The sequence below is a fragment of the Enterobacter sp. MGH 37 genome (assembly GCF_000534515.1).
Taxonomy (GTDB): Bacteria; Pseudomonadota; Gammaproteobacteria; order Enterobacterales; family Enterobacteriaceae; genus Enterobacter; species Enterobacter kobei.
On the sequence record NZ_KI973206.1, the window covers coordinates 1,700,474 to 1,726,647 of the forward strand.

Below are 26,174 nucleotides of genomic sequence, written 5' to 3' on the forward strand. Positions count from 1 at the left end.
AATGCGAATATTTGTCTACGGCAGTTTACGAACCAAGCAAGGCAACAGTCACTGGATGACCAATGCCCTGCTGCTGGGGAATTACAATATCGAAAATTACCAGTTGTACAGCCTGGGCCACTATCCAGGCGCGGTTCCCGGCGAAGGAACAGTACAGGGTGAAGTTTATCGTATTGATAATGCTACACTTGCCGAACTTGATGCCTTGCGCACCAGGGGCGGTGAATACGCTCGCCAGTTGATCCAGACGCCGTACGGAAGTGCGTGGATGTATGTCTACCAGCGTCCGGTCGATGGGTTAACGCGGATTGTAAGCGGTAACTGGTTAGACAGAGACCAGTACTGAAAAACGACAACGCCACCGGAAGGTGGCGTTGTTTTTTGTGCGGCGGCTCGCAGCCCACAGTGAAATTTCCTCCTGCTTTCTTTTTTCCTTCGAGCGTTATTCCTAATCCTTTCATCACTTACGTTATCCGGTGGCGTTCATTGCTGATGAAGGGTAAAACATCATCCGCACCATAATGAGTTATACTATGTATAACTCTGGAGGTGTCGATGCGTATAACCATTAAGAAATGGGGAAACAGTGCCGGTATGGTCATTCCTGGCGTAGTAATGAAAGAACTTGGCCTAAAACCAGGTCAGAGTATGGAGGCTCAGGTGACAAATAATCAGTTAGTGCTTACACCGGTGAGTAAACAGTACTCGCTTGAAGAGTTGTTGGCGCAGTGTGATATGTCAGCCCCGGAAATTAACGAACAGGACGTATGGGGCACGTCAGGTCCCATAGGTGACGAAGTATGGTGAAGCGACCTTGTTTTGAACGAGGTGATATCGTTCTCGTCGGCTTCGATCCTGCAAATGGTCATGAACAAAAGGGCGCAGGCAGGCCCGCTTTAGTGCTATCCGTTAGCGCGTTCAACCAGCTGGGAATGACGCTGGTTGCGCCTGTTACACAGGGGGGAAATTTTGCCCGCTATGCGGGTTTCAGTGTGCCGCTGTCTTGTGAAGAAGGGAATATTCTGGGCGTCATTCTGGTAAACCAAATCCGAATGATGGATTTGGGCGCGCGTCTGGCAAAACGAATAGGCGTGGCATCAGATGAAACCGTAGAAGATGCGCTTTTAAGGCTACAGGCCATCCTGAGTTAAGCCAGGGCTTATCACTCAGGTATACGGTAGATACAAAAAAGCCCCGACTCGCGGGGCCTTCATTATCAGCGTAAGAATTACTTCTTAGCCGCGCGCTCGAAAGAGGCGATGATTTCTGCTTTCGCCGCTTCTGCGTTGTCCCAGCCGTCAACTTTAACCCACTTGCCTTTTTCGAGGTCTTTGTAGTGCTCGAAGAAGTGAGTGATCTGCGCTTTCAGCAGTTCTGGCAGGTCGTTCACATCTTTAATGTGATCGTACTCTTTGCTCAGCTTGGTGTGCGGTACTGCAACCAGCTTCGCATCTTCACCGGATTCGTCGGTCATTTTCAGCACGCCAACTGGACGGCAGCGAATGACTGCGCCTGGCTGCAGCGGGTATGGCGTTGGGACCAGTACGTCAACCGGGTCACCGTCCAGAGACAGGGTGTGGTTGATGTAACCGTAGTTGCATGGATAGAACATCGCGGTAGACATGAAACGGTCTACGAACAGGGCGCCGCTCTCTTTGTCCACTTCGTATTTGATCGGATCTGCGTTTGCCGGGATTTCGATAACTACGTAGATGTCTTCTGGCAGTTCTTTACCCGCTGGGACGTTGAGTAAGCTCATGTCGGTGTCCTTTAAAATGGATGGTAAACAAGTGGCAGGTATTATAGCCAACTCACGCTGAATGTCTCCGCCTGTTTTCGCATTCTCTCCCCGCCAGCACCACTTTTCAGACCGATTCCATGACAGAAAAATCCATAAACTCAGCCGCATTTTTAATGGTGAAATGAAAGCGATTACAAACTTGTGATTAACGTTTTATTCACTTTTCCGAAGTGTGATGTAACGCAATTCGTTACATATTTCATTGGCTATAGTCATTTCGCAGAACATCTTTTAACCAACAATAAACACCCCTACGAGGACGCTCATATGTGGAAGCGCTTACTTCTTGTCACAGCAGTTTCGGCAGCCATGTCGTCTATGGCGATGGCCGCCCCTTTAACCGTAGGTTTTTCGCAAGTTGGCTCTGAATCCGGCTGGCGTGCGGCAGAAACCAACGTTGCGAAAAGCGAGGCTCAGAAACGCGGCATCACGCTGAAAATCGCCGATGGTCAGCAAAAGCAGGAAAACCAGATCAAAGCCGTGCGCTCATTTATTGCTCAGGGCGTGGATGCCATCTTTATCGCGCCAGTGGTGGCGACCGGCTGGGAACCGGTTCTGAAAGAAGCCAAAGATGCTGAGATTCCGGTCTTCCTGCTCGATCGTTCCATCGACGTTAAAGACAAATCTCTCTATATGACCACCGTGACGGCCAACAACGTGCTTGAAGGGCAATTAATTGGCGACTGGCTGGTAAAACAGGTCGACGGCAAGCCGTGTAACGTCGTTGAACTGCAGGGCACCGTGGGGGCGAGCGTGGCTATCGACCGTAAGAAGGGTTTTGCTGAGGCCATCGCGAAAGCGCCAAACATCAAGATTATCCGCTCTCAGTCCGGCGACTTTACCCGCAGTAAAGGTAAAGAGGTCATGGAGAGCTTCATTAAAGCGGAAAACAACGGCAAGAACATCTGCATGGTTTACGCCCATAACGATGACATGGTGATTGGTGCGATTCAGGCGATTAAAGAAGCGGGCCTGAAGCCGGGCAAAGATATCCTCACCGGCTCTATCGACGGTGTGCCGGATATCTACAAAGCGATGATCGACGGCGAAGCCAATGCCAGCGTAGAACTGACGCCAAATATGGCGGGTCCGGCATTTGATGCGCTGGAGAAATTCAAGAAAGACGGCACGATGCCTGAGAAGGTGACCGTCACCAAGTCCACGCTCTACCTGCCGGATACGGCGAAAGAAGAGTTAGAGAAGAAGAAAAACATGGGCTACTAAGACCCGTGCCCCTCACCCCAGCCCTCTCCCCTGAGGGGAGAGGGAGAAAGGCAGGGCGGAGCTGGATATTAACAATTGGCACGAACAATCCCCTCTCCCCTCCGGGGAGAGGGTCAGGGTGAGGGGGAACCATGACCACTGAACAGCACCAGGAAATCCTCCGCACAGAGGGCTTAAGCAAATTTTTCCCGGGTGTAAAAGCGCTGGATAACGTTGATTTCAGCCTGCGGCGCGGTGAAATTATGGCGCTGCTGGGCGAGAACGGCGCGGGAAAATCGACGCTGATTAAATCTCTGACCGGCGTTTATCACGCCGATCGCGGCACCATCTGGCTGGAAGGCAACGCCATTTCGCCAAAAAATACCGCCCATGCTCAACAGCTTGGGATTGGGACGGTCTACCAGGAAGTGAACCTGCTGCCAAATATGTCGGTGGCGGATAACCTGTTTATTGGTCGTGAACCAAGACGTTTTGGCCTGCTGCGGCGCAAAGAGATGGAAGCGCGGGCGACGAAACTGATGGAATCCTACGGCTTCTCCCTCGACGTTCGCGAGCCGCTGAACCGGTTTTCCGTCGCGATGCAGCAGATCGTCGCCATTTGCCGCGCGATCGATCTCTCCGCGAAGGTGCTGATCCTCGACGAACCTACTGCCAGCCTCGATACCCAGGAAGTCGAGATGCTCTTTACCCTGATGCGCCAGCTGCGCGATCAGGGCGTCAGCCTGATCTTCGTCACACACTTCCTCGATCAGGTGTATGAAGTGAGCGATCGCATTACCGTACTGCGTAACGGCAGCTTTGTCGGCTGCCGTGAAACCCGCGAGCTGCCGCAGATTGATCTGGTCAAAATGATGCTGGGCCGTGAGCTGGAGACCAATGCGCTCCAGCGCGCAGGGCGCACGCTGCTGAGCGAAAAACCGGTGGCCGCGTTCAGCGATTACGGCAAAAAAGGGATCATCTCACCGTTTAACCTCGAAGTGCGCCCCGGCGAAATTGTCGGGCTGGCGGGGCTGCTAGGGTCAGGCCGGACCGAAACCGCCGAGGTGATCTTCGGCATCAAGCCTGCGGACAGCGGTACCGCGTTGATCAAAGGTAAACCGCAAACCCTGCGATCGCCGCATCAGGCCTCCTGTCTGGGAGTGGGGTTCTGCCCGGAAGACAGGAAAACGGACGGCATTATTGCCGCCGCCTCGGTGCGGGAAAATATCATTCTGGCGCTACAGGCGCAGCGCGGATGGCTGCGTCCAATTCCGCGTAAAGAGCAAAACGCCATTGCCGAGCGCTTTATTCGCCAGCTGGGTATTCGTACGCCGAGCGCGGAACAGCCGATCGAATTTCTCTCCGGCGGTAACCAGCAGAAAGTGCTGCTGTCACGCTGGCTGCTGACCAAACCGCAGTTCCTGATCCTGGATGAACCCACCCGCGGCATTGACGTTGGCGCGCACGCCGAAATTATCCGGCTTATCGAAACGCTGTGTGCCGACGGGCTGGCGCTGCTGGTCATTTCGTCCGAGCTGGAAGAGCTGGTGGGGTATGCCGATCGCGTGATCATCATGCGCGATCGCAAACAGGTGGCTGAGATCCCGCTGGATAAGCTGTCCGTTCCGGCGATCATGAATGCCATCGCGGCATAAGGAGTGAATTGTGATGTCCCGTTCGCTTTCGCAAACCGGTGAGTCAAAGCGCCGCTTTAACTGGCCAACCGGCACGCCGCAAATCGCAGCGCTGCTGGTGGTGTTACTGGTGGATAGCCTTGTCGCACCGCATTTCTTCCAGATTATTGTTCAGGATGGTCGCCTGTTTGGCAGCCCGATCGATATTTTAAACCGTGCCGCGCCCGTCGCGCTGCTGGCGATTGGTATGACGCTGGTGATAGCCACCGGCGGGATTGACCTCTCCGTCGGCGCAGTGATGGCTATTGCCGGGGCTACCGCAGCCTCCATGACCGTGGCGGGCCATAGCCTGCCGGTGGTACTGCTGGCGGCATTGGGAACCGGCGTGCTGGCCGGACTGTGGAACGGCATTCTGGTGGCGGTACTAAAAATTCAGCCTTTCGTCGCCACCCTTATTTTGATGGTGGCCGGGCGCGGGGTGGCGCAGCTGATCACCTCCGGACAGATAGTCACCTTTAACTCCCCGAGTCTGGCGTGGATCGGCAGCGGCAATTTCCTGTTCTTTCCAACACCGGTGATCGTGGCTCTGGTCACATTAGTGGTGTTCTGGCTTTTCACCCGCAAAACAGCGCTCGGCATGTTTATTGAAGCGGTGGGGATCAACATTCGTGCGGCACGAAATGCCGGGGTCAATACGCGGCTGATGGTGATGCTGACCTACGTGCTGAGCGGCGTTTGCGCCGCCATTGCCGGGGTGATTGTCGCGGCCGATATCCGCGGGGCCGATGCCAACAATGCCGGGCTCTGGCTGGAGCTGGATGCCATCCTCGCGGTGGTGATTGGCGGCGGATCGTTGATGGGCGGGCGCTTTAACCTGCTGCTCTCGGTCATTGGCGCACTGATCATTCAGGGCATGAACACCGGGATCCTGCTCTCCGGTTTTCAGCCGGAACTCAACCAGGTGGTAAAAGCGGTGGTCGTACTCTGCGTGCTGATCGTCCAGTCACCGCGCTTTGTCAGCATCATTAAGGGGATCCGTGGCCATGATAAAACGTAATTTACCGTTAATGATCACGCTGGGCGTGTTTGTGCTGGGGTATCTCTACTGTCTGACCCAGTTCCCCGGTTTTGCCTCAACGCGCGTGATTTGCAACATCCTGACCGATAACGCCTTTTTAGGCATCATCGCCGTCGGGATGACCTTTGTGATCCTCTCCGGTGGGATCGATCTCTCCGTTGGCTCGGTGATCGCGTTTACCGGCGTGTTCCTCGCCAAAGCGATCGGTTTCTGGGGGATCTCCCCTCTGGTAGCGTTTCCGCTGGTGCTGGCGATGGGCTGTGCGTTTGGCGCCTTTATGGGGCTACTGATCGACGCGCTAAAAATTCCCGCTTTTATTATTACCCTCGCCGGGATGTTCTTCCTGCGCGGCGTGAGTTACCTGGTATCGGAAGAGTCCATCCCGATTAACCACCCGGTGTACGACACGCTCTCCAGCCTGGCGTGGAAAATCCCCGGCGGTGGTCGTCTGAGCGCGATGGGGTTATTGATGCTGGGCGTGGTGGTGGTGGGTATCTTCCTTGCCCACCGTACCCGGTTCGGTAATCAGGTTTACGCCATTGGCGGGAACGCCACGTCGGCAAACCTGATGGGGATCTCGACCCGCAGCACGACCATCCGCATCTATATGCTCTCAACCGGCCTGGCAACGCTGGCGGGTATTGTCTTCTCGGTGTATACCCAGGCGGGCTATGCCCTTGCAGGCGTAGGCGTGGAGCTGGACGCGATTGCCTCTGTGGTCATTGGCGGCACGCTGCTCAGCGGCGGAGTGGGGACGGTGCTGGGAACGCTGTTCGGCGTAGCGATCCAGGGGCTGATCCAGACCTATATCAACTTTGACGGCACGCTCAGTTCCTGGTGGACCAAGATCGCCATCGGCATTCTGCTGTTTATATTTATTGCCCTGCAGCGCGGTCTGACGGTGCTGTGGGAGAACCGTCAAAGCTCGCCTGTTACTCGCGTAAACACCTCGGTAACAGAGCGATAACACGCTGAATTTGCTTAAAGTCTAAACATTTTCCGGTAGCGGCCGATAACCTTTTTTTCTGTCCAGAAATATCTCGCTACCGGAAATAATATCATGCTTAAAACGCTATCGATTCGTACCGGCTTGCTCTCTTTACTGGCCGTTATGACCCTTCTGCTGCTGATTGTCAGCGGCATTGGCATTTATGCCCTCACACAGAGTTCTTCTTCACTGCAGCGCATTAATCACCTTCAGGGTGAGCAGATGGTGCAGCTAAATACCGGCTATACGCTGATTCTGCGCGCGCGCAATGAGGCGGGCCAGGCCGTCCGGATGATGGAAATCGGCATGCTCGATGATGCGGCCAAATCGGTCAAAAACATCAATCAGGAAATCGCCGTGGCTCAGAAAACGCTGAAAGGCGTGATCGACGGCGGTGTGGCTGACGAGCAGGGGCAAAAGTTGCTGGATAACGTGGCAACCAGTCTGGCGACGTATAACCAGCAGGGCATCAACCCGATGCTAAAAACCCTGAATGACCAGAGCGCGGACAGTTATTACGACCTGCTGGAGAATACGCTGATCCCCGTGGCGAAACAGTTTGATAACGATATGCAGGCGTTTCAGACATGGAGCGAAGCGCGAGGGAAGGCGGAAGTCACTGCCGTACAGGCGAGCAAAACCCGCGTGCTGATCCTGATTATTGTCGCCGCGCTGCTGACGGCTGGCATCATCGTGCTTGCCTGGCTGGTGCTGCGCCATATGCTGCTTAAGCCGCTCTCTGCTTCCATTGCTCAGCTGGAGAATGTGGCGGCGGGCGATTTAACCCACACGCTGAATGCCCCGGCGAGCCAGGAATTTAACCGCCTTAACGCGGCGATAGAGGTGATGCGTCAGTCGCTGATGCACTCGGTGATGCGGGTACGCGATGCCAGCTCGCAAATCGACACCGGCAGCCGTGAGCTGACGGCGGGCAACCGGGATCTTGCCGAGCGTACAGAATCCACCGCCACCTCGCTGGAGCAGACCGCTGCCAGTATGGAACAGATTACCGCCACGGTGAAACTCAACGCCGATAATGCCGAGCAGGCGCACCAGCTGGCGAAATCGGTTTCTGATACCGCCGATCACGGCAGCGAAATGGTCTGCTACGTGATTGAAAAAATGCGTGATATCTCCGGCAGTTCAGCGCGTATTGCTGACATCCTGAGCGTGATCGATGGCATTGCCTTCCAGACCAATATTCTGGCGCTTAACGCCTCCGTGGAAGCGGCGCGCGCCGGCGAGCAGGGGCGCGGGTTCGCCGTCGTGGCGGGTGAAGTGCGTAACCTTGCCAGCCGCAGCGCCGACGCGGCGAAAGAGATCCGATCCCTTATCAGCGATTCGCAGACCCACGTTAACGAGGGCAGCGAGCTGGCCCAGCAGGCGGGTGAAACGATGGATGAGATTGCCACCGAAGTGCTGCGCATGACCAAACTGATGCGCGAGATTGCGACCGCGTCTCAGGAGCAGAGCCGCGGCATTGAGCAGGTGAATATTGCGGTGAATCAGATGGACGAAACGGCGCAGCAGAATGCGGCGCTGGTGCAGCAATCCTCCGCCGCGACCCGCTCTCTGGAAGAGCAGTCGCGTCAGCTGATGGAGGCCATGTCATCATTTAAATTGACGGCTCAGACTGCGGCATAATATTTCCCAACCCCGGTACGTTCTGTGCCGGGGATTTATTTCGCCCTGAATTAATGGCCGCAATATTATCGTGAATATCGCCCATTAATATTTCCAGTGAGTGGGTTAACGCTAAGGCTTTTTCAGTTGGCTCAAGGTATAAACCTTTGCGGAAAAATAATGGCTCATCAAACAGTTGATTAAAACGCTTCAGGGCCAGGCTCACCGCAGGACGTGACATCTCCAGGCGCACAGAGGCCTTTGCCATGCTGCCGCAGCGGACGACTTCAATAAATACAGGAATAAGGTTTAAATCAATGCCGGTATTCGCCCGGGAATAATTTTTCATTGCGATGCTGCTCCACGAAATATCTGTCAAACTGTTATGGAAATAATGCAGGAGCAATGGCGAATATTAAAGCGTGTTTTTTATAAACACTTATACGGTAAAAGATATAAATGTGTTGGGGAGCCAGACGGGCTCCCCGGGAGTGAGAGATTACGCGTCCGGATACTCGCGGATAAAGCGCTCAACGTCTTCAACCATGTGGTTGTTGCCGACGAAGAAGGAACGACGCTGGTGGAGGCTTTCCGGCACGATGTCCAGAATACGCTCTTTACCGTCGCTCGCCTTGCCGCCCGCCTGTTCGGCCAGGAACGCCATTGGGTTGCATTCGTACAGCAGGCGCAGCTTTCCGTCAGGGTGGCTGGCGGTACTTGGGTAGAGGTAGATACCGCCTTTCAGCAGGTTACGGTGGAAATCCGCGACCAGCGAGCCAATATAGCGGGAGGTGTACGGGCGCTGAGTCGCTTTATCTTCTTCCTGACAGAATTTGATGTACTTCTTCACGCCGTTCGGGAATCGGATGTAGTTGCCTTCGTTGATGGAGTAGGTGTTGCCCTTCTCCGGGAAGCGCATACGTTCCTGGCTCAGACAGAAGACGCCCAGCGATGGATCGTAGGTAAAGGCGTGAACGCCACACCCGGTGGTGTACACCAGCATGGTGGAGGAGCCATAGACGACGTAACCGGCAGCCACCTGATTACTGCCCGGCTGCAGGAAATCCTCCTCGGTCACCGGCGTGCCAACAGGCGTGACGCGGCGGTAGATGGAGAAAATGGTACCGACAGAAACGTTAACGTCGATGTTGGAGGAACCGTCGAGCGGATCCATCAGTACAACGTATTTCGCGTGTTCACACCCTTCGAAAACAACAATTTCATCTTCTTCTTCGGAGGCGATACCCGCAACGATGTCGCGCGCGCGCAGTGCAGCTTTCAGTTTTTCATTTGCGAACAGATCGAGTTTCTGTTGAACCTCGCCCTGAACGTTCTCGGCACCGCTGGCACCCAGGATATCGACCAGACCGGCCTTGTTGATATCACGATGGATGATCTTAGCGCCCAGCTTTATTGCCGACAGCAAAGCAGTGAGTTCACCCGTAGCATGAGAGAACTCGTGCTGCTTTTCGACAATAAATTCACCTAACGTTTTCATAACACTTTCCCTGCATCTTTGTGAGTAGAGCGATTGTATGTTCACTAAAACGACTAAAGCCCAACAATCTTAACAAATATTCAAATAGTAGCGCAGAGGTGAATCGCGCCAGCAACATACGGATTTACCTGAAATGCGTTTCACAGCCGCTAACATGTGAGTAAAATGTGCGCCACATTGAAGAAGGATAGTGACGTATGCGCATTCATATATTGGGGATTTGTGGCACTTTCATGGGCGGGCTGGCAATGCTGGCGCGCTCGCTGGGCCATGAAGTGACAGGTTCGGACGCCAATGTGTATCCGCCGATGAGCACGCTTCTGGAGAAGCAGGGTATCTCTCTGATTCAGGGCTACGATGCCAGCCAGCTGGATCCCGAGCCGGATCTGGTCATTATTGGCAACGCCATGACCCGCGGCAATCCGTGCGTTGAAGCGGTGCTGGAGCGCAATATTCCGTTCATGTCCGGCCCGCAGTGGCTGCATGATTTCGTCCTGAGTGACCGCTGGGTGGTTGCCGTTGCGGGTACCCACGGCAAAACCACCACCGCCGGCATGGCGACCTGGATCCTCGAAGCCTGTGGCTACAAGCCGGGCTTTGTGATCGGCGGCGTGCCGGGTAACTTCGACGTTTCTGCGCGTCTGGGCGATAGCCCATTCTTTGTCATTGAAGCGGATGAATACGACTGCGCGTTCTTCGACAAACGCTCCAAGTTTGTCCATTACTGCCCGCGCACGCTGATCCTCAACAACCTTGAGTTCGATCACGCGGATATTTTTGACGACCTGAAAGCGATTCAGAAGCAGTTCCACCACCTGGTGCGCATCGTGCCGGGGCAGGGCCGTATCATCCTGCCGGAGAATGACATTAACCTGAAGCAGACTCTGGCGATGGGCTGCTGGAGCGAGCAGGAGCTGGTGGGCGAGCAGGGTCACTGGCAGGCGAAGAAACTCAACGCGGATGCCTCCGAGTGGGAAGTGTTGCTCGACGGCGAAAAAGTGGGTGAGGTGAAGTGGGGCCTGGTGGGCGAACACAACATGCACAACGGCCTGATGGCGATTGCAGCTGCGCGTCATGTCGGCGTTCTGCCTGCGGATGCCGCCAATGCGCTGGGCACGTTTATCAATGCCCGCCGCCGTCTGGAACTGCGCGGTGAAGCGAATGGCGTGACGGTGTATGACGATTTTGCACACCACCCAACGGCTATTCTGGCGACGCTTGCCGCGTTGCGTGGCAAGGTCGGCGGCACCGCGCGCATTCTGGCCGTGCTGGAACCGCGCTCGAACACCATGAAAATGGGCATCTGCAAAGACGATCTGGCCCCGTCGTTAGGCCGTGCCGATGAAGTCTTCCTCCTGCAGCCGCAGCATATTCCGTGGCAGGTGGCGGAAGTGGCCGATGCGTGCATTCAGCCTGCCCACTGGAGTGCGGATGTGGATGCGCTCGCGGATATGGTGGTCAAAGCCGCACAGCCTGGCGACCATATTCTGGTGATGAGCAACGGCGGGTTTGGTGGGATCCATCAGAAGCTGCTGGACGGTCTGGCGAAAAAGGCCGAGGCCGCAGAGTAAAAAAAAGCCCGGTGGCGCTAGCGCTTACCGGGCCTGGATTTTGCACGACCTTGTAGGCCGGATAAGGCGTTTACGCCGCCATCCGGCGCAAAACCGCACAGATTACCCTTCGTTCTCAGACAGCTCGCGCAGATACTGGAAAATCAGACGCGCAGACTTCGGCGGTTTATTCCCTTCTTTCTCTTTCTTCGCGTTGCGGATCAAAGAGCGCAGCTGCTGACGGTCGGCATTCGGCCACAGGTTCAGCACTTCCGGTACCGCATCATCGCCCTGTTCAATCAGACGATCGCGGATCTGCTCCAGCTTATGGAACAGCGCAACCTGCTGGTTGTGGCGGTTTTTCAGTTTATCCAGCGCCTGGCGGATCGGATCTACGTCGCGCTGACGCAGCATTTTCCCGATAAGCTGAAGCTGGCGACGACGGCCTTCTTTTTTGATTTTCTGTGCCAGTTCAATGGCATCACGCAGATCCTGGTCGAGCGGGATTTTGTCCAGCGCGTTTTTACCCAGTTCTACCATTTCTGCGCCAAGCTGTTTTAACTCTTCGGCGTCGCGTTTAATTTCACTTTTACTGACCCAGATGATCTCATCATCTTCGTCTTCGATGTCATCACCGGGAACGTCGTCGAGCCAGTCTTCGGGCTGCTTAGTCATGTCAGGCTCCTTAAAAAAAGAGGCTAATGTTACCAGTTAAGACGCGCACTGAAAAACGGTTCTCTGTTAGACTTCATTTAACTCTCTCTTACAGTATGGCATTTGCGATGAAAGTAACCTCACAAGTTGAAGCGCAGCGTAAGATTCTGGAAGAAGCCGTCTCCACCGCGCTGATGCTTGCTTCAGAAAAATCAGATGGCGCCGAAGTGGCGGTCAGCAAAACCACCGGTATCAGCGTGAGCACCCGCTATGGCGAAGTGGAGAACGTAGAATTCAATAGCGATGGCGCGCTTGGGATCACGGTGTATCACCAGAATCGCAAAGGCAGCGCGTCGTCTACCGATCTCAGCCCGGATGCCATTGCCCGCACGGTGCAGGCGGCGCTGGATATCGCCCGATACACCTCGCCGGATCCTTACGCCGGCGTGGCTGATAAAGAGCTGCTGGCCTTTGACGCGCCGGATCTTGATCTCTTCCACCCGGCAGAAGTCACCCCGGATGAAGCCATCGAGCTGGCCGCGCGTGCCGAGCAGGCTTCCCTGCAGGCCGACAAGCGCATCACCAATACCGAAGGCGGCAGCTTCAATAGCCACTACGGCATCAAAGTTTTCGGCAACAGCCACGGCATGCTGCAGGGCTACTGCTCCACCCGTCACTCGCTCTCCAGCTGCGTCATCGCCGAAGAGAACGGTGACATGGAGCGTGACTACGCCTACACCATTGGCCGCGCGCTGGGGGATTTGCAGTCGCCGGAGTGGGTGGGCAAAGAGTGTGCCGAACGCACGCTGTCTCGCCTGTCGCCGCGTAAACTCTCTACCATGAAAGCCCCGGTGATTTTTGCCAATGAAGTGGCAACCGGTCTGTTTGGTCATCTGGTGGGCGCTATCGCCGGTGGCTCCGTTTACCGTAAATCCACCTTCCTGCTCGACTCGCTGGGCAAGCAGATCCTGCCGGAATGGCTGACCATTGAAGAACACCCGCATCTGCTGAAAGGGTTGGCCTCTACGCCGTTCGACAGCGAAGGGGTGCGCACGGAACGCCGCGATATCGTTAAGGACGGCATTCTGACCCAGTGGCTGCTGACCAACTACTCCGCGCGCAAGCTGGGGCTGAAAAGTACTGGCCACGCGGGCGGCATCCATAACTGGCGTATTGCCGGGCAGGGCCTGAACTTTGAGCAGATGCTGAAAGAGATGGGCACCGGTCTGGTGGTAACTGAACTGATGGGCCAGGGCGTCAGCGGCATCACCGGAGACTATTCTCGCGGGGCGGCGGGCTTCTGGGTCGAAAACGGTGAAATTCAGTATCCGGTGGGCGAAATCACCATCGCCGGCAACCTGAAGGACATGTGGCGCAACATCGTTACGGTCGGTAACGATATTGAAACACGTAGCAATATACAGTGTGGTTCTGTACTGCTGCCCGAGATGAAAATTGCGGGTCAATAAAGATAGCGTTTTGTTAATAATAAAAAAGGAAGTGAGCAATGCGTAAACATCTGTTAGCGATCGTCGCGGCTTCAACGCTGGTTCTTGGCTCTTCTGCGTTTGCTGCCGATCTTGAAGAAGACATGGGCATCCTCGGGCAAAACCTGAAGGTGGTGCAAAAGACGGACAATGCGGCGGAAATGAAAGACGCCCTGACCAAAATGCGTGAAGCGGCGCTGGACGCCCAAAAAGCGACACCGCCGAAGCTGGAAAGCAAAGCGGCTGACAGCGCAGAGATGAAAGACTATCGCCACGGCTTTGACTTGCTGGTCGGCCAGATTGACGGCGCGCTGAAGCTGGCCAACGAAGGCAAAGTCAAAGAAGCCCAGGCGGCGGCCGAGCAGTTCGTGACGACCCGCAACACGTATCACAAGAAATACCGTTAACCGATCGCGCATCGGACCAACACCCAACGGGAGCCAGTGGCTCCCGTTTTTTTTGCGTGGTGATAAGTAAACCCTATCGCCATCACATTTTTGCATTACCACGCCTGAACGTTTTCGTTGCCTCTGTCCGCCTTTGACCGCTGGAATCAGTGATATTCATCACGTAAATGCATTGATTTGACCGCATTCACCGTATTTATGTGGCACAGATCACTGCCGCGGCTTGCCTTTCCACTTCGAAGTGGAAAACAACTCGCTACAAACCCTTCCTCCCCACCGTTAGTTTTATTCCAGAGCCATTAACGGGGTAAGACGAGTGATTAACGGAGCGGTAATGAACGACGTTGGGGAACAGGCGGTGCAAACAGAACAGCTCGCGAACACCATGCTACAGCAGGTCTATGCCCTGCTGGCCCGGCACAACATCATCCCCAACGCAGTACAGGAGCAAATGCTCACCTCCCACGTTCGCGCCATGGCGCACCGGTCCGTGACCGGCGAGCCGCTGCCGGAGGTTGAAGCAGAGCTGTTTGACGAAATTTCACCGGATTCAATGCGGCTTGCCCGTGAAGTGGTGGCGCAGTTTGGCAACCTTCCTGATGAAGAGGCCTGGCTGCTCTCCGTTCACTTTGAAGTCGCGAAAGACAACCTTTAAGGAGCAACACATGGAACAGATTACAGTCGTGATTGGCGATCGCCTGGGTAAAGGTCAGAAAGTGGCGGCCGGGGTGGAAAAAGCAGGTGGACGCGCGGTGGTTGTGCCGGGCATGGCAGCGGATATGAAGCTCGGCGACGTAATGAAAGCGGAAAACGCCACCTTCGGCATCTCCTTCTGCGGCAGCGGCGGCGCGGGCGCGATTACCGCGCAAACCAAGTATGGCTACAAAGCCAAATACGGCATGCGTTCGGTGGATGAAGGCGTCACCGCCATCAACGAAGGCTGCAACGTGCTGGGCTTTGGCTTTATGGACAAAGAAGAGCTGGGCGAGCGTCTGGTGCAGGCGTGGCAGAAGAAACACGGCGCATAAGCATGAAAGAACAGTTCACAACCACGGTGAGAGTGAAGGGGAAGGGCGACGCCAAAGCGCGCGCCTTTGCCGACGCGCTCAACCACGTTCAGGCCGCGGTGATGAAAGCCTCACCGCATATCTTACTGCGTATTGAGCCACAGGATGTGCAGGTCGTTCAGGCGCAAGAAGCGGTGCGTAAAGAAGCGTTTCTGTTCTTCTTTTTGCGCCGGGAAAGACGCACCTACAGCGTGGAGCTGGATGTGACCGTCAACGTGACCGCCATCAATCTCGATCGGGTGGACTTCGTCACGCAACGCTGATTATTCATAAAAGGGCAGACTGATGTTCTTAATTATATTAATAAAATCGCTCATTATCGGCGGCCTGGTAGGCGTCGGTGTTGGGGCCGGGGCTGCACGCATGTTTCATGCGCCTACCACTCAGGGTATGGGCGCGTTTCGTACGTTGGGGGAACTGAACTCCTGCGAAGGAGATCCCGCTTCTCACTTCTCCTTTGGGTTAGGTTTCTTCTTTAACGCCTGGGCCTCTTCCGTGGCCGCGGGTGCTTTCACACAGGACGTTGACCACCGCATCATCCCGAACTGGGGCGCGGCGGCACTGATGATCAAAAACCGTAACGTCGGCGAAACGCTGCACGATCCGCGCAAAATGGCGATTGCCTGTGGCGTGATCGGCATGATCGTCGTGACTTTCCTTAACCTGACGGCCTCCTCCGTACCGGCTGCGCTTCAGGTCACCGCCGTGAAGGTGCTGGTGCCCGCTGCGAACCTGCTGGTCAACACCGTGATGCCGGTGATCTTCTGGCTGGCGGCCATCGACGCCGGTAAAAAATCGGGCTTCTGGGCCACCATCTTTGGCGGCGCGGCACAGCTGATCATGGGTAACGCCGTACCGGGCCTGGTGCTGGGGATCCTGATCGGTAAAGGCGTTGAAGAGAGCGGCTGGAACCACGTCACCAAAGTGATGATGGCGGCGATCGTTCTGCTCTTCGTGCTGAGCGGCTTCTTCCGCGGCTTCGACATGAAGATGATCGAATCCTTCCATCTGACCGTGCCGAACTGGCTCGACATGATCCACAACTCGCTCAGCGGTAAATAACAGGAGCCTCGACATGGAACAGAATAAAGGTTTTTGGTATGCCGACTGGTCGTTCCCGATCTTCGTTGGCCTGCTCTCCTCCGGCGTGTTCGCCGGGACGCACATGTACTACCTCTACGGCATCGGCGCGTTTAACGAAGTGGCCTTCGTGGCGATGCTGAAAGCGGGGATTGATACCGGGGTCTACGGTGCGGTGGCGGCATTCGGCGCAAGCTTCCTGTTCGCCCGCATCATTGAAGGCTCACTGGTGGGTATTCTCGACATCGGCGGTGCGATTCAGACCGGCGTCGGGCTCGGCGTGCCGGCGCTGCTGTTGGGGGCGGGGATCATGTTCCCGGTGACCAACTTTATTGCCTCGCTGATTACCGGCCTGGTGATTGGCCTGGCGATTGGCTACGTCATCATCCTGGCGCGTAAGTTCACCATCAACCAGAGCAACTCCACCTACGGGGCTGACGTGATGATGGGCGCGGGTAACGCCTCAGGCCGCTTCCTCGGGCCGTTGATTATCCTCAGCGCCATGACCGCCTCTATTCCTATCGGCGTCGGTTCGCTGGTGGGCGCGCTGCTGTTCTACATCTGGCAGAAGCCGATCACCGGTGGCGCCATCCTCGGTGCAATGATTTTGGGCTGGCTGTTCCCGGTCGCCCTTTAATACCCGCGGGCGCTCAGGCGCCCGCCTTATCAGGAGAACCCCATGTTTGATTTACTCCTGCGCCGCGCGCGCCTCGCCGACGATACCCTGACCGATATCGCCATTCAGGATGGGAAAATCGCCGCGCTGGGCGACATTGACGCTCCCGCCCGTAAAACGGTTGAGCTGAACGGTGATGTGTTCGTCAGCGCAGGCTGGATTGACTCTCACGTCCACTGCTACCCGAACTCGCCGATTTATCACGACGAGCCGGACAGCGTAGGCATTGCCACGGGCGTCACCACCGTGGTGGATGCCGGCAGTACCGGGGCAGATGACGTGGATGATTTCTATGAAATTACCCGCAAAGCCGCCACCGAGGTGTTTGCCCTGCTGAACATCTCCCGCGTCGGGCTGATTGCCCAGAACGAACTGGCCAATATGGCGAATATTGATGCCGATGCCGTAAAGCAGGCAATAAAACGCCACCCTGATTTTATCGTCGGCCTGAAAGCGCGCATGAGCAGCAGCGTGGTCGGTGAAAACGGCATTACGCCACTGGAGCGCGCGAAAGCCATCCAGAGCGAGAACGGCGATCTGCCGCTGATGGTGCACATCGGCAACAACCCGCCGAACCTCGACGAGATTGCCGAACTGCTCAGTTCCGGCGACATCATCACCCACTGCTACAACGGCAAACCCAACCGTATTTTGACGCCCTCCGGCGAGCTGCGCGCCTCCATCACCTCCGCCCTGAAGCGCGGCGTGCGTCTGGACGTGGGGCACGGTACGGCGAGCTTCAGCTTTGAGGTGGCGAAACGCGCCATCGCGATGGGCATTCTGCCGCACACCATCAGCTCGGATATCTACTGCCGTAACCGGATTAACGGACCGGTCGGGTCGCTTGCAAGCGTGATGTCGAAGTTTCTCGCCATCGGCATGTCTTTGCCGCAGGTCATTGACTGCGTCACCGCCAACGCCGCGGACGGTCTGCGCCTGACGCGTAAAGGCCGCATCCAGCCCGGCCTCGACGCCGACCTGACGCTGTTCACGATTAAACGCCAGCCAACGGTGCTGACGGATGCCGAAAACGACAGCCTGCAGGCTGAACATATTCTGGTGCCGCTTGCCGCGATCCGCGCGGGCAAGGGCTACATGACCGAACAAGGGAGCACGGAACATGCCTTCGATTTATGAGAAGTACCACTTAAAGCAAGTTATCAACACCTCGGGCCGCATGACGGCGCTGGGCGTTTCCACGCCGCGCCCGGAAGTGGTGCAGGCGGCAATGGACGGCATGAATCACTATTTTGAGATGAAGGATCTGGTCAACAAAACCGGGGAATACATCGCGAAGCTTCTTGATGTGGAGGGCGCGACGGTGGTCTCCTGCGCGTCGGCGGGCATTGCCCAGTCCGTAGCGGCAGTGCTGGTCAAAGACAGCGACTGGCTGCTGGAAAACCTGCACGTGACCCCGATTGCGAACAACGAGATTGTCCTGCCGAAAGGCCACAACGTTAACTTTGGCGCGCCGGTGGGCACCATGGTCGCGCTGGGCGGCGGAAAACTGGTCGAAGCGGGCTATGCCAACGAATGTTCCGCCGATCAGCTGGCGGCGGCGATCACCCCGCGCACGGCGGCGATCCTCTATATCAAATCTCACCACTGCGTGCAGAAAAGCATGCTCAGCGTCGAGCAGGCGGCAGTAGTCGCACGTAAACACGATCTGCCGCTGATCGTCGATGCCGCAGCGGAAGAAGATCTGCATGTTTACGACCGTTCCGGCGCGGATCTGGTGATCTACAGCGGTGCGAAGGCGATCGAAGGGCCAACCAGCGGGCTGGTGATCGGCAAAACCCAGTACATTGAGTGGGTGAAACGCCAGACGGCAGGTATTGGCCGCGCGATGAAGGTGGGTAAAGAGGGCATTCTCGGCCTGACCTGCGCCATCGAACACTACCTCACGGCAACCAAAGAGAGCGGTGCCGAGATGGTGGCGAAGATGACGCCGTTTATCGACGCGCTTAACACCCTGCACGGCGTCACCGCGCGCGTAGTCTGGGACAGCGCCGGGCGCGATATTGCCCGCACCGAGATTAAATTTGACGAAGCGACCACCGGCGTGGGCACCGGTGACCTGGTGAATAAGCTCAAGCAGGGTGAATACGCCATCTATTTCCGTGGCTACAAGGCCAACGAAGGGATTATCGAAGCGGACGTGCGCAGCGTAAATGCTGACCAGCTGAACATCGTGTACCGCCGCATTAGCGAAGTGTTAGGACAGGAGAAAAAGGCATGAAACTGACCCCCAATTTTTATCGTGACCGCGTCTGCCTGAACGTGCTGGCAGGTTCGAAAGCTAATGCCAGCGCCATTTACGAGGCGGCGGAAGGCCATGTGCTGGTGGGCGTGCTCTCCAAAAATTACCCGGACGTGGCAAGCGCAGTGGCGGATATGCGCGAGTACGCGGCGCTGATTGATAACGCGCTTTCCGTGGGACTGGGCGCGGGCGACCCGAACCAGTCGGCGATGGTCAGTGAAATCTCCCGTCAGGTACAGCCGCAGCACGTCAACCAGGTCTTTACCGGCGTGGCGACCAGCCGCGCGCTGCTGGGGCAGAACGACTCTGTGGTGAACGGTCTGGTCTCACCGACCGGCACCGTCGGTATGGTGAAAATTTCCACCGGTCCGCTGAGCAGCACGGCACCGGACGGTATCGTCCCGGTGGAAACCGCGATTGCCCTGCTGAAAGATTTTGGCGGCAGCTCGATCAAATACTTCCCGATGGGCGGCCTTAAGTGCCGTGACGAATACCAGGCGGTAGCGGAAGCCTGCGCCCGTCACGACTTCTGGCTGGAACCGACCGGTGGGATCGATCTGGAAAACTTTGAGGCGATCCTGCAGATCGCCCTCGACGCGGGCGTGAGCAAGATCATCCCGCATATCTATAGCTCGATTATCGACAAGGCCAGCGGTGATACGCGTCCGGAAGATGTGCGTACGCTGCTTGAGATGACGAAGAAACTGGTTAAGTCATAACACCCAAAGGAGCCACCATGCACACCCGTAACCTGCTTGTTGCTTCACTCTCTTTGCTTGCTACCGCCGCCGTCGCGCAAACCCAGTATGCCTGGGTCGGCACCTACAACCCCAACGGCGAAGGGCTGTACCGTTTTAACGTTGACGCGCAAACCGGCGCGCTCGGCAACAAAACGCTGGTGAGCAAACTGCCGAACGCCGCGCAGTTGGCCGTCTCACACGACGGCAAAACGCTCTATCTGGCAAGCGAAGTGGAGCAGGGCGTGGTGCAGGCGCTGCGGGTGGAAGATAACGGCGAGCTGAGCGAGTTGAATCAGGTGGCCTCCGGCGGCGCGGGGCCGGTTTATCTTTCGCTGACGCCGAATGGCCAGCACCTGCTGGTGGCCAACTACGTCAGCGGATCGATTGCCGTTTTGCCGGTCAAAGCAGACGGCAGCCTGGGAGATGCCACGGATAAACATCAGGATCAGGGCGAACCGGGTGCAGCAAAACCAGAAGCCGCTGTAGAGGGCAGTTTTGCTATCAGCGATCACAACGGTCCTCATGCGCACATGATCGCCGCCGATCCGAGCGGGAAGTACGTATTTTCGACCGATCTGGGGTTAGATCGCATCTATCAGTACCGTTTTGACGATCGAAGCGGAAAGCTGACCCCCAACGATCCGCCGTTTATCAGCGCCTCCTCGAAAGGGGCTGGACCTCGCCATTTCGTCTTTACGCCGAAAGGGGATGCCCTGTGGCTGATTAACGAAGAGGCCTCAACGCTCACCCATTATACCGTGAATGCCAACGGCACCTTGAAAGCGGGTAAAACACTCTCTGCCCTGCCAAAAGGGTACAAAGGCACCAGTTTTGCTGCCGGGCTGGCGTTAAGCGCCGACGGTAAACAGCTGTATGTGGCTAACCGTTTGCATAACAGCATTGGGCACTTTACCGTAACAGCAGAAGGCACGCTGAGGCATCAGGATGACGTGTGGACGCGTGGCGACTACCCGCGCACCCTGACGCTCGATAAACAAGGACGTTGGCTGTACGTTATGAACCAGCGCAGCGATAACATTACCCGTTTTCGCGTGGCGCAGGATGGGAAGTTGAGCTTCGAGCCAGACTATACGCCGGTCGGCAGCCCATCCCAGATGGTCATTTCACCCTAAGCCGTAAGAGGACAACGACGTGCGATTTCCGAACCAACGTTTAGCGCAACTTTTCGATCTGTTGCAAAACGAGACGCTGCCGCAGGACGAGCTGGCGCAGCGGCTGTCGGTCTCCACGCGAACCGTCCGTGCTGACATCACCGCCCTGAACGCGCTGCTGGCGAGCCACGGGGCGCAGTTTATTCTGAGCCGTGGAAATGGCTATCAGCTTAAAATTGACGACGCCGCGCGTTATCAGCAGCTCCAGGCCTCCCATCCGCGCGCGCTGCGTATTCCCCGTACGGGCGCGGAGCGCGTGCATTATCTGGTGGTGCGTTTTCTGACGTCGGCGTTTTCGCTTAAGCTGGAGGACCTTGCGGACGAGTGGTTTGTCAGCCGCGCCACGCTGCAAAGCGACATGGCGGAAGTGCGCGAGTGTTTTCATCGCTATAACCTGACGCTGGAAACCCGTCCACGCCATGGCATGAAGCTGTTTGGCAGCGAAATGTCGGTTCGCGCCTGCCTGACCGATCTGCTCTGGGAGCTGGCGCAGCAGGACAGCCTGAACCCGCTGGTGACGGACGTCGCGCTCAATGCGGGCGTGGCGGAAAAGATGGTGCCAGTGCTGCACGACGCGCTGACGCGTCACCACATTCGCCTGACGGACGAAGGGGAGTTGTTCCTGCGCCTGTACTGCGCGGTATCGGTGCGACGCATCAGCGAAGGCTATCCGCTGCCGGAATTCCATGCGGAGGGTGTGGAGGAGAACGTGCGGGAAGCGGCGAAAGATATTGCCGTGGCCATTCAGGAACTGGCGGGCAAAGCGCTTGCACCCTCGGAGGAGAACTGGCTCTGCGTGCACATCGCTGCGCGGCAGATCCAGGAGATCGCCCCAAGCGCCATTAACGCCGATGACGAAGAGGCGCTGGTGAACTACATCCTGCGCTACATCAACACCCACTACAACTACAACCTGCTCAGCGACGCGCAGCTGCACGCGGATCTGCTCACGCACATCAAGACGATGATCACCCGCGTGCGGTATCAAATCATGATCCCCAATCCGCTGCTGGATAACATCAAGCAGCACTACCCGATGGCCTGGGACATGACCCTGGCGGCGGTATCGAACTGGGGCAAATACACGCCGTATGCGATCAGCGAAAACGAAATTGGTTTCCTGGTGCTGCACATTGGCGTCGGGCTGGAGCGTCACTACAACATTGGCTACCAGCGCCAGCCGCGCGTGCTGCTGGTCTGTGACGCCGGTAATGCGATGGTGCGTATGATTGAGGCGGTACTCCAGCGTAAATACCCGCAGATTGAGGTCACGCGCACGCTCACGCTGCGCGAGTACGAGCAGGTGGAATCGCTCAGCGAGGACTTTGTTATCGCCACCGCGCGCGTCAGTGAAAAAGCAAAACCGGTAGTGATGATCGCACCGTTTCCGACTGATTATCAGCTGGAGCAGATTGGCAAGCTGGTGCTGGTAGACCGCACCCGCCCGTGGATGCTGGATAAATACTTCGACGCCGCCCATTTCCGCATCATCGACGCGCCGATTGACCAGCAAACGCTGTTCCGCGAGCTGTGCGAACAGCTTGAAGGTGAGGGGTTTGTGGGGACGGCGTTTCTGGAGTCGGTGGTTGAACGTGAAGCCATCGTCAGCACCATGCTCGGTGACGGCATTGCGCTTCCGCACTCCCTCGGTCTGCTTGCCCAGAAAACCGTGGTCTACACCGTACTCGCCCCGCAGGGGATTGCGTGGGGTGACGAAACCGCGCACGTGATTTTCCTGCTCGCCATCAGCAAAAGCGAGTATGAAGAGGCGATGGCGATCTACGATATCTTTGTCACCTTCCTGCGCGAGCGCGCCATGGCGCGGCTCTGTAGCTGCGGCGATTTTGCCGAGTTTAAAACGGTGGCGATGGAGAGTTTGAGTCGGTTTTGAGAGGCGTTATCCAGAATTCGATGTAATGCGAATGTAATGCTAAACTGCATTACACATTCAATTCTACTGGAGGCATAATGGCCACGCTGAACGTCCGTCTGGATGACAAACTCAAAAATGAGGCTTATGCCGTGCTGGAAAAACTCAATATCACGCCAACGGAAGCTGTGCGTTTACTGTTTCAGTATGTCGCGGAAACGGGACGCATGCCGGTGAAAACGGTCACCATTAGCGACAGTGAAGATGAACTGATACAGACAGTCCGGGAGCGACTGGCTAATCCGCAAAAGGGAATCAAGGTCAGTCTGGATGACTTATGAACTGGTATTTGACCCGAGGGCGTTAAAGGAGTGGAGCAAGCTGGGCGATACCGTAATCAGCCGTTTATCATGACGCAAACAAACGGCTTTAGCGATTACCGCAAATGATGCACAACCTGGTTACTGCTGCCGCGCCAGATCAGCGCGGGGTCTTTTAAATCCTGAACGAACTTGCCGTCGACCAGCACGTTAATCAACTCCACCACTTCCATCTGAGCCGCATTCAGTTCATCCAGCCTGTAACCCGTCCAGACCCAGATATCCTTTCCTGCGCACTCGCGGCGAATGCGTTTTATCAGTTTCAGGATCTCCGGCACGTTTTGCGGGTGAAGAGGATCGCCGCCAGAGAGCGAAATTCCCTGTCGTTTGATGCGCGTATCGTTGAGATCGTTAATGATCCGGTCTGCCATTTCCGCGGTAAACGGCATACCGGAATTTAAGCGCCAGGTGCTTTTGTTATAGCAACCCGGGCACTCGTGGACGCAGCCTGACACGAACAGGGTGCAGCGGGTGCCGGGTCCGTTGACGATATCAACGGGGTAGTATTGATGGTAATTCATAGCGTTAACCTGATGCCCTCACCCCGGCCCTCTCCCACAGGGAGAGGGAGAAAACCGGAACCGGGCTCAACAATATGCTCGATCGGTTCCCTCTCCCTTGAGGGAGAGGGGTAGGGTGAGGGGGAGAACCCAGCGCAGAACTTACCCGATCTGCCCATTCCCCAGATGCTTCACGCGGCGTTTCACCTCTTCCTGCTTACCGGCGTTAAACGGACGCGCATCCGGGCTACCGAGATAGCCGCACACGCGGCGGGTTACCGACACGCGTGCCGCGTCGTGGTTACCGCATTTCGGGCAGGTAAAGCCTTTGCTGGTACACTCGAACTCACCGGTAAAGCCACACTCGTAGCATTCGTCGATGGGCGTGTTGGTGCCGTAATACGGCACATGCTGATAGCTGTAATCCCACACGTCTTCCAGCGCCTTCAGGTTGTGCTGAATGTTCGGGTACTCGCCGTAGCAGATGAAGCCGCCGTTGGCGATCGGCGGATACGCCGCTTCAAAGTCGATCTTGTCGTACGGGTTTACCTTCTTCTCCACGTCGAGGTGGAAGCTGTTGGTGTAGTAACCTTTATCGGTCACGCCTTCCACGATGCCGAACTCGGCGGTGTCCAGACGGCAGAAGCGGTCGCACAGGTTCTCGCTTGGGGTACTGTACAGGCTGAAACCGTAGCCGGTTTCCTCTTTCCACTGGTCCACGGCATCGCGCAGGCGCTGAACAATCGCCACGCCTTTTTCACGCAGCGCGTCGCTGTCATACATATGCGTGCCGCCAGACAGGGCATTGATGGTTTCATGGATGCCGATATAGCCCAGCGAAATCGACGCGCGGCCGTTTTTGAAGATCTCAGAGACGTCATCGTCCGCTTTCAGGCGCACGCCGCAGGCCCCTTCCATATAGAGGATAGGCGCCACGCGGGCTTTTACCCCTTCAAGGCGGGCGATACGGGTCATCAGCGCCTTGCGCGCCAGCTGCAGGCGTTCATCCAGCAGTGTCCAGAATTCAGCTTCATTGCCTTTGGCCTCCAGCGCGATGCGCGGCAGGTTCAGGCTGATGACGCCGAGGTTGTTACGCCCGTCGTGGATCTGCTCGCCGTTTTCATCTTCGTAAACGCCGAGGAAGCTGCGGCAACCCATTGGCGTTTTAAATGAACCGGTTACTTTTACGACCTGATCGTAGTTCAGAATATCCGGGTACATGCGCTTGCTCGCGCACTCCAGCGCCAGCTGTTTGATGTCGTAATTCGGATCGCCAACTTTGTGGTTCAGCCCGTCGCGGATGGCGAATACCAGTTTCGGGAACACCGCCGTTTTGCGGTTTTTGCCGAGGCCGGAGATACGGTTGCGCAGGATGGACTGCTGGATCAGACGCGATTCCCAGCTGGTGCCCAGGCCAAAACCGAAGGTCACAAACGGCGTCTGGCCGTTGGCGGTATGCAGGGTATTCACCTCATACTCCAGCGACTGGAACGCGTCATAGCACTCTTTCTCGGTGCGCGAGTGTGCATAACCGTCGGCGTCCGGGATCTGCCACTCTTCGGCCGTTTTGCGGTGCTTGTTGAAGCTTGCGGTCACAAACGGGGCCAGCACTTCGTCAATGCGGTTAATGGTGGTGCCGCCGTAAATGTGGCTGGCGACCTGGGCGATAATCTGTGCCGTGACCGCAGTGGCGGTGGAGATGGATTTTGGCGGTTCAATCTCGGCGTTACCCATTTTAAACCCGTGGGTCAGCATGCCTTTCAGGTCGATCAGCATACAGTTGAACATCGGGAAGAACGGTGAATAGTCGAGATCGTGATAGTGGATCTCACCGCGCTCGTGCGCTGAGACCACATCGCGCGGCAGCAGGTGCTGACGGGCATAGTGTTTGGCGACGATACCGGCCAGCAGATCGCGCTGGGTGGGGATCACTTTACTGTCTTTGTTGGCGTTTTCATTGAGCAGGGCAGAGTTGGTCTGCTCTACCAGGCCACGGATCTCCTGGTTCAGGCGGCCGCGCTTTTCACGCTGCACGTCACGATCGTGGCGGTACTCAATGTAGGCGCGGGCCAGCTGCTTGTAGGGGCCCGCCATCAGCTGATTTTCAACCGCGGTCTGGATCTCGTTGATATCAACCTGGCTGCGTTCATTCATCTGGCTGCTAACGACTTCTGCGACGGTGGCGCAGTAATCTGCGTCATCGACTCCCGCTGCTTTAGCTGCACGCAGAATGGCTTCCTGGATGCGCTCTGATTTAAACGGCACTTTACAGCCATCACGTTTCATCACATGCGGTGTCATGATCACTCCATTTTTAAAAACAGTTTATCCACAGAGGTGGAGAAGTATTCACCGGGCGCATTCCCCGCCAGGCCAAAGACTTCCCGCGTTCCCGGCTCGTGTTATCCACAATTCCGGCCAGCGTAAGCGCCGTCTTGTTGTTGGAATAGTAGACGATTAATACAACATGTTGGGTCGGCGTGCATTTTAAGTGCTACATATAGTG

At 56.4% G+C, this 26,174-nt stretch carries 28 protein-coding genes and 1 pseudogene; 23 read left to right on the forward strand and 6 right to left on the reverse strand.

Going from position 1 to position 26,174, the window contains the following annotated elements; translation table 11 throughout:
* Position 1 precedes the first annotated feature (1 nt).
* The 3 genes from L383_RS03265 to L383_RS03255 all read left to right on the forward strand — a co-directional run bounded on the left by L383_RS03265 (position 2) and on the right by L383_RS03255 (position 1,151).
* Positions 2-346, forward strand: coding sequence for a gamma-glutamylcyclotransferase family protein (locus tag L383_RS03265; protein WP_014882267.1), 345 nt, complete (start codon positions 2-4; stop codon positions 344-346).
* Between the two features lie 209 nt (positions 347-555).
* Entirely contained in the window at positions 556-807 is a 252-nt protein-coding gene (locus tag L383_RS03260; RefSeq protein ID WP_023331876.1) for an AbrB/MazE/SpoVT family DNA-binding domain-containing protein, read from the forward strand.
* Positions 801-1,151 (forward strand): type II toxin-antitoxin system ChpB family toxin, encoded by a 351-nt coding sequence (locus tag L383_RS03255; protein WP_023331877.1) that lies wholly within the window; start codon positions 801-803, stop codon positions 1,149-1,151. The genes L383_RS03260 and L383_RS03255 overlap by 7 nt, the downstream gene beginning before the upstream one ends.
* A gap of 77 nt (positions 1,152-1,228) precedes the next feature.
* Here the strand turns inward: L383_RS03255 and ppa are convergent, their stop codons facing one another.
* Positions 1,229-1,759 (reverse strand): inorganic diphosphatase, encoded by a 531-nt coding sequence (ppa, locus tag L383_RS03250; RefSeq protein ID WP_008501423.1) that lies wholly within the window; start codon positions 1,757-1,759, stop codon positions 1,229-1,231.
* A gap of 309 nt (positions 1,760-2,068) precedes the next feature.
* Between ppa and ytfQ the strand changes: the two genes are divergently transcribed.
* The 5 genes from ytfQ to L383_RS03225 all read left to right on the forward strand — a co-directional run bounded on the left by ytfQ (position 2,069) and on the right by L383_RS03225 (position 8,348).
* On the forward strand, positions 2,069-3,025 hold the full coding sequence (gene ytfQ / locus L383_RS03245) for a galactofuranose ABC transporter substrate-binding protein YtfQ (protein WP_014882271.1): 957 nt from the start codon (positions 2,069-2,071) through the stop codon (positions 3,023-3,025).
* Between the two features lie 131 nt (positions 3,026-3,156).
* Positions 3,157-4,659, forward strand: coding sequence for a galactofuranose ABC transporter, ATP-binding protein YtfR (gene ytfR / locus L383_RS03240; RefSeq protein ID WP_023331878.1), 1,503 nt, complete (start codon positions 3,157-3,159; stop codon positions 4,657-4,659).
* Between the two features lie 10 nt (positions 4,660-4,669).
* On the forward strand, positions 4,670-5,695 hold the full coding sequence (ytfT, locus tag L383_RS03235) for a galactofuranose ABC transporter, ATP-binding protein YtfT (protein ID WP_014882273.1): 1,026 nt from the start codon (positions 4,670-4,672) through the stop codon (positions 5,693-5,695).
* The gene (gene yjfF, locus L383_RS03230; protein ID WP_023331880.1) at positions 5,682-6,683 is read left to right on the forward strand and encodes a galactofuranose ABC transporter, permease protein YjfF; all 1,002 of its coding nucleotides are present in this window, start codon (positions 5,682-5,684) and stop codon (positions 6,681-6,683) included. The genes ytfT and yjfF overlap by 14 nt, the downstream gene beginning before the upstream one ends.
* A 93-nt stretch (positions 6,684-6,776) precedes the next feature.
* The gene (locus L383_RS03225) at positions 6,777-8,348 is read left to right on the forward strand and encodes a methyl-accepting chemotaxis protein (RefSeq protein WP_014882275.1); all 1,572 of its coding nucleotides are present in this window, start codon (positions 6,777-6,779) and stop codon (positions 8,346-8,348) included.
* On the opposite strand, the gene L383_RS03220 is transcribed toward L383_RS03225, so the two are convergent.
* The gene (locus L383_RS03220; protein WP_023331881.1) at positions 8,320-8,676 is read right to left on the reverse strand and encodes a helix-turn-helix domain-containing protein; all 357 of its coding nucleotides are present in this window, start codon (positions 8,674-8,676) and stop codon (positions 8,320-8,322) included. The two genes, L383_RS03225 and L383_RS03220, sit on opposite strands and share 29 nt — an antisense overlap.
* A gap of 150 nt (positions 8,677-8,826) precedes the next feature.
* Complete coding sequence (gene fbp, locus L383_RS03215; protein WP_014882277.1) at positions 8,827-9,825, reverse strand: class 1 fructose-bisphosphatase; 999 nt, start codon at positions 9,823-9,825, stop codon at positions 8,827-8,829.
* A 197-nt stretch (positions 9,826-10,022) separates the two neighbouring features.
* On the opposite strand from fbp, the gene mpl reads away from it, so the two are divergent.
* Positions 10,023-11,396 (forward strand): UDP-N-acetylmuramate:L-alanyl-gamma-D-glutamyl-meso-diaminopimelate ligase, encoded by a 1,374-nt coding sequence (mpl, locus tag L383_RS03210; protein ID WP_023331882.1) that lies wholly within the window; start codon positions 10,023-10,025, stop codon positions 11,394-11,396.
* A gap of 102 nt (positions 11,397-11,498) precedes the next feature.
* Here the strand turns inward: mpl and yjgA are convergent, their stop codons facing one another.
* Complete coding sequence (yjgA, locus tag L383_RS03205; RefSeq protein ID WP_014882279.1) at positions 11,499-12,050, reverse strand: ribosome biogenesis factor YjgA; 552 nt, start codon at positions 12,048-12,050, stop codon at positions 11,499-11,501.
* Between the two features lie 95 nt (positions 12,051-12,145).
* On the opposite strand from yjgA, the gene pmbA reads away from it, so the two are divergent.
* The 14 genes and pseudogenes from pmbA to L383_RS25995 form a co-directional block, all read left to right on the forward strand.
* Positions 12,146-13,498 carry a metalloprotease PmbA gene (pmbA, locus tag L383_RS03200; protein WP_023331883.1) on the forward strand — a complete coding sequence of 451 codons (1,353 nt, stop codon included), beginning with the start codon at positions 12,146-12,148 and terminating at the stop codon, positions 13,496-13,498.
* 38 nt (positions 13,499-13,536) lie between these two features.
* Positions 13,537-13,923 carry a cytochrome b562 gene (gene cybC, locus L383_RS03195; protein WP_023331884.1) on the forward strand — a complete coding sequence of 129 codons (387 nt, stop codon included), beginning with the start codon at positions 13,537-13,539 and terminating at the stop codon, positions 13,921-13,923.
* 316 nt (positions 13,924-14,239) lie between these two features.
* On the forward strand, positions 14,240-14,578 hold the full coding sequence (locus L383_RS03190; RefSeq protein ID WP_086527803.1) for a glycine dehydrogenase: 339 nt from the start codon (positions 14,240-14,242) through the stop codon (positions 14,576-14,578).
* Between the two features lie 10 nt (positions 14,579-14,588).
* Complete coding sequence (locus tag L383_RS03185; RefSeq protein WP_006179053.1) at positions 14,589-14,951, forward strand: SFCGS family glycine-rich protein; 363 nt, start codon at positions 14,589-14,591, stop codon at positions 14,949-14,951.
* A gap of 2 nt (positions 14,952-14,953) precedes the next feature.
* A complete protein-coding gene (locus L383_RS03180) occupies positions 14,954-15,253 on the forward strand; it encodes a DUF4312 family protein (protein ID WP_008501409.1) in 300 nt (99 codons plus the stop codon).
* Between the two features lie 22 nt (positions 15,254-15,275).
* A complete protein-coding gene (locus L383_RS03175) occupies positions 15,276-16,052 on the forward strand; it encodes a DUF4311 domain-containing protein (RefSeq protein WP_008501408.1) in 777 nt (258 codons plus the stop codon).
* A gap of 13 nt (positions 16,053-16,065) precedes the next feature.
* Complete coding sequence (locus L383_RS03170) at positions 16,066-16,707, forward strand: DUF4310 family protein (RefSeq protein WP_003856081.1); 642 nt, start codon at positions 16,066-16,068, stop codon at positions 16,705-16,707.
* Positions 16,708-16,749: 42 nt separating this feature from the next.
* Positions 16,750-17,883: an amidohydrolase/deacetylase family metallohydrolase gene (locus L383_RS03165; protein ID WP_014882286.1), complete on the forward strand. Its 1,134-nt coding sequence runs from the start codon at positions 16,750-16,752 to the stop codon at positions 17,881-17,883.
* Positions 17,867-18,985, forward strand: coding sequence for a DgaE family pyridoxal phosphate-dependent ammonia lyase (locus L383_RS03160; RefSeq protein WP_023331885.1), 1,119 nt, complete (start codon positions 17,867-17,869; stop codon positions 18,983-18,985). The genes L383_RS03165 and L383_RS03160 overlap by 17 nt, the downstream gene beginning before the upstream one ends.
* Positions 18,982-19,725, forward strand: a complete 744-nt coding sequence (locus L383_RS03155) for a 2-dehydro-3-deoxy-phosphogluconate aldolase (RefSeq protein WP_023331886.1) — start codon at positions 18,982-18,984, stop codon at positions 19,723-19,725. The genes L383_RS03160 and L383_RS03155 overlap by 4 nt, the downstream gene beginning before the upstream one ends.
* A 17-nt stretch (positions 19,726-19,742) precedes the next feature.
* Positions 19,743-20,879 (forward strand): lactonase family protein, encoded by a 1,137-nt coding sequence (locus tag L383_RS03150; protein ID WP_023331887.1) that lies wholly within the window; start codon positions 19,743-19,745, stop codon positions 20,877-20,879.
* Positions 20,880-20,898: 19 nt separating this feature from the next.
* The gene (locus L383_RS03145) at positions 20,899-22,809 is read left to right on the forward strand and encodes a BglG family transcription antiterminator (protein ID WP_023331888.1); all 1,911 of its coding nucleotides are present in this window, start codon (positions 20,899-20,901) and stop codon (positions 22,807-22,809) included.
* A 77-nt stretch (positions 22,810-22,886) separates the two neighbouring features.
* Positions 22,887-23,129 (forward strand): type II toxin-antitoxin system RelB/DinJ family antitoxin, encoded by a 243-nt coding sequence (locus tag L383_RS03140; RefSeq protein WP_023331889.1) that lies wholly within the window; start codon positions 22,887-22,889, stop codon positions 23,127-23,129.
* A pseudogene (locus tag L383_RS25995) lies at positions 23,089-23,196 on the forward strand (hypothetical protein); the annotation flags it as partial. The gene L383_RS03140 and the pseudogene L383_RS25995, both read left to right, overlap by 41 nt.
* Positions 23,197-23,224: 28 nt before the next feature.
* On the opposite strand, the gene nrdG reads toward L383_RS25995, so the two are convergent.
* Complete coding sequence (nrdG, locus tag L383_RS03135) at positions 23,225-23,689, reverse strand: anaerobic ribonucleoside-triphosphate reductase-activating protein (RefSeq protein WP_023331890.1); 465 nt, start codon at positions 23,687-23,689, stop codon at positions 23,225-23,227.
* A 141-nt stretch (positions 23,690-23,830) separates the two neighbouring features.
* Positions 23,831-25,969, reverse strand: coding sequence for an anaerobic ribonucleoside-triphosphate reductase (nrdD, locus tag L383_RS03130; RefSeq protein ID WP_014882293.1), 2,139 nt, complete (start codon positions 25,967-25,969; stop codon positions 23,831-23,833).
* Positions 25,970-26,174 lie beyond the last annotated feature (205 nt).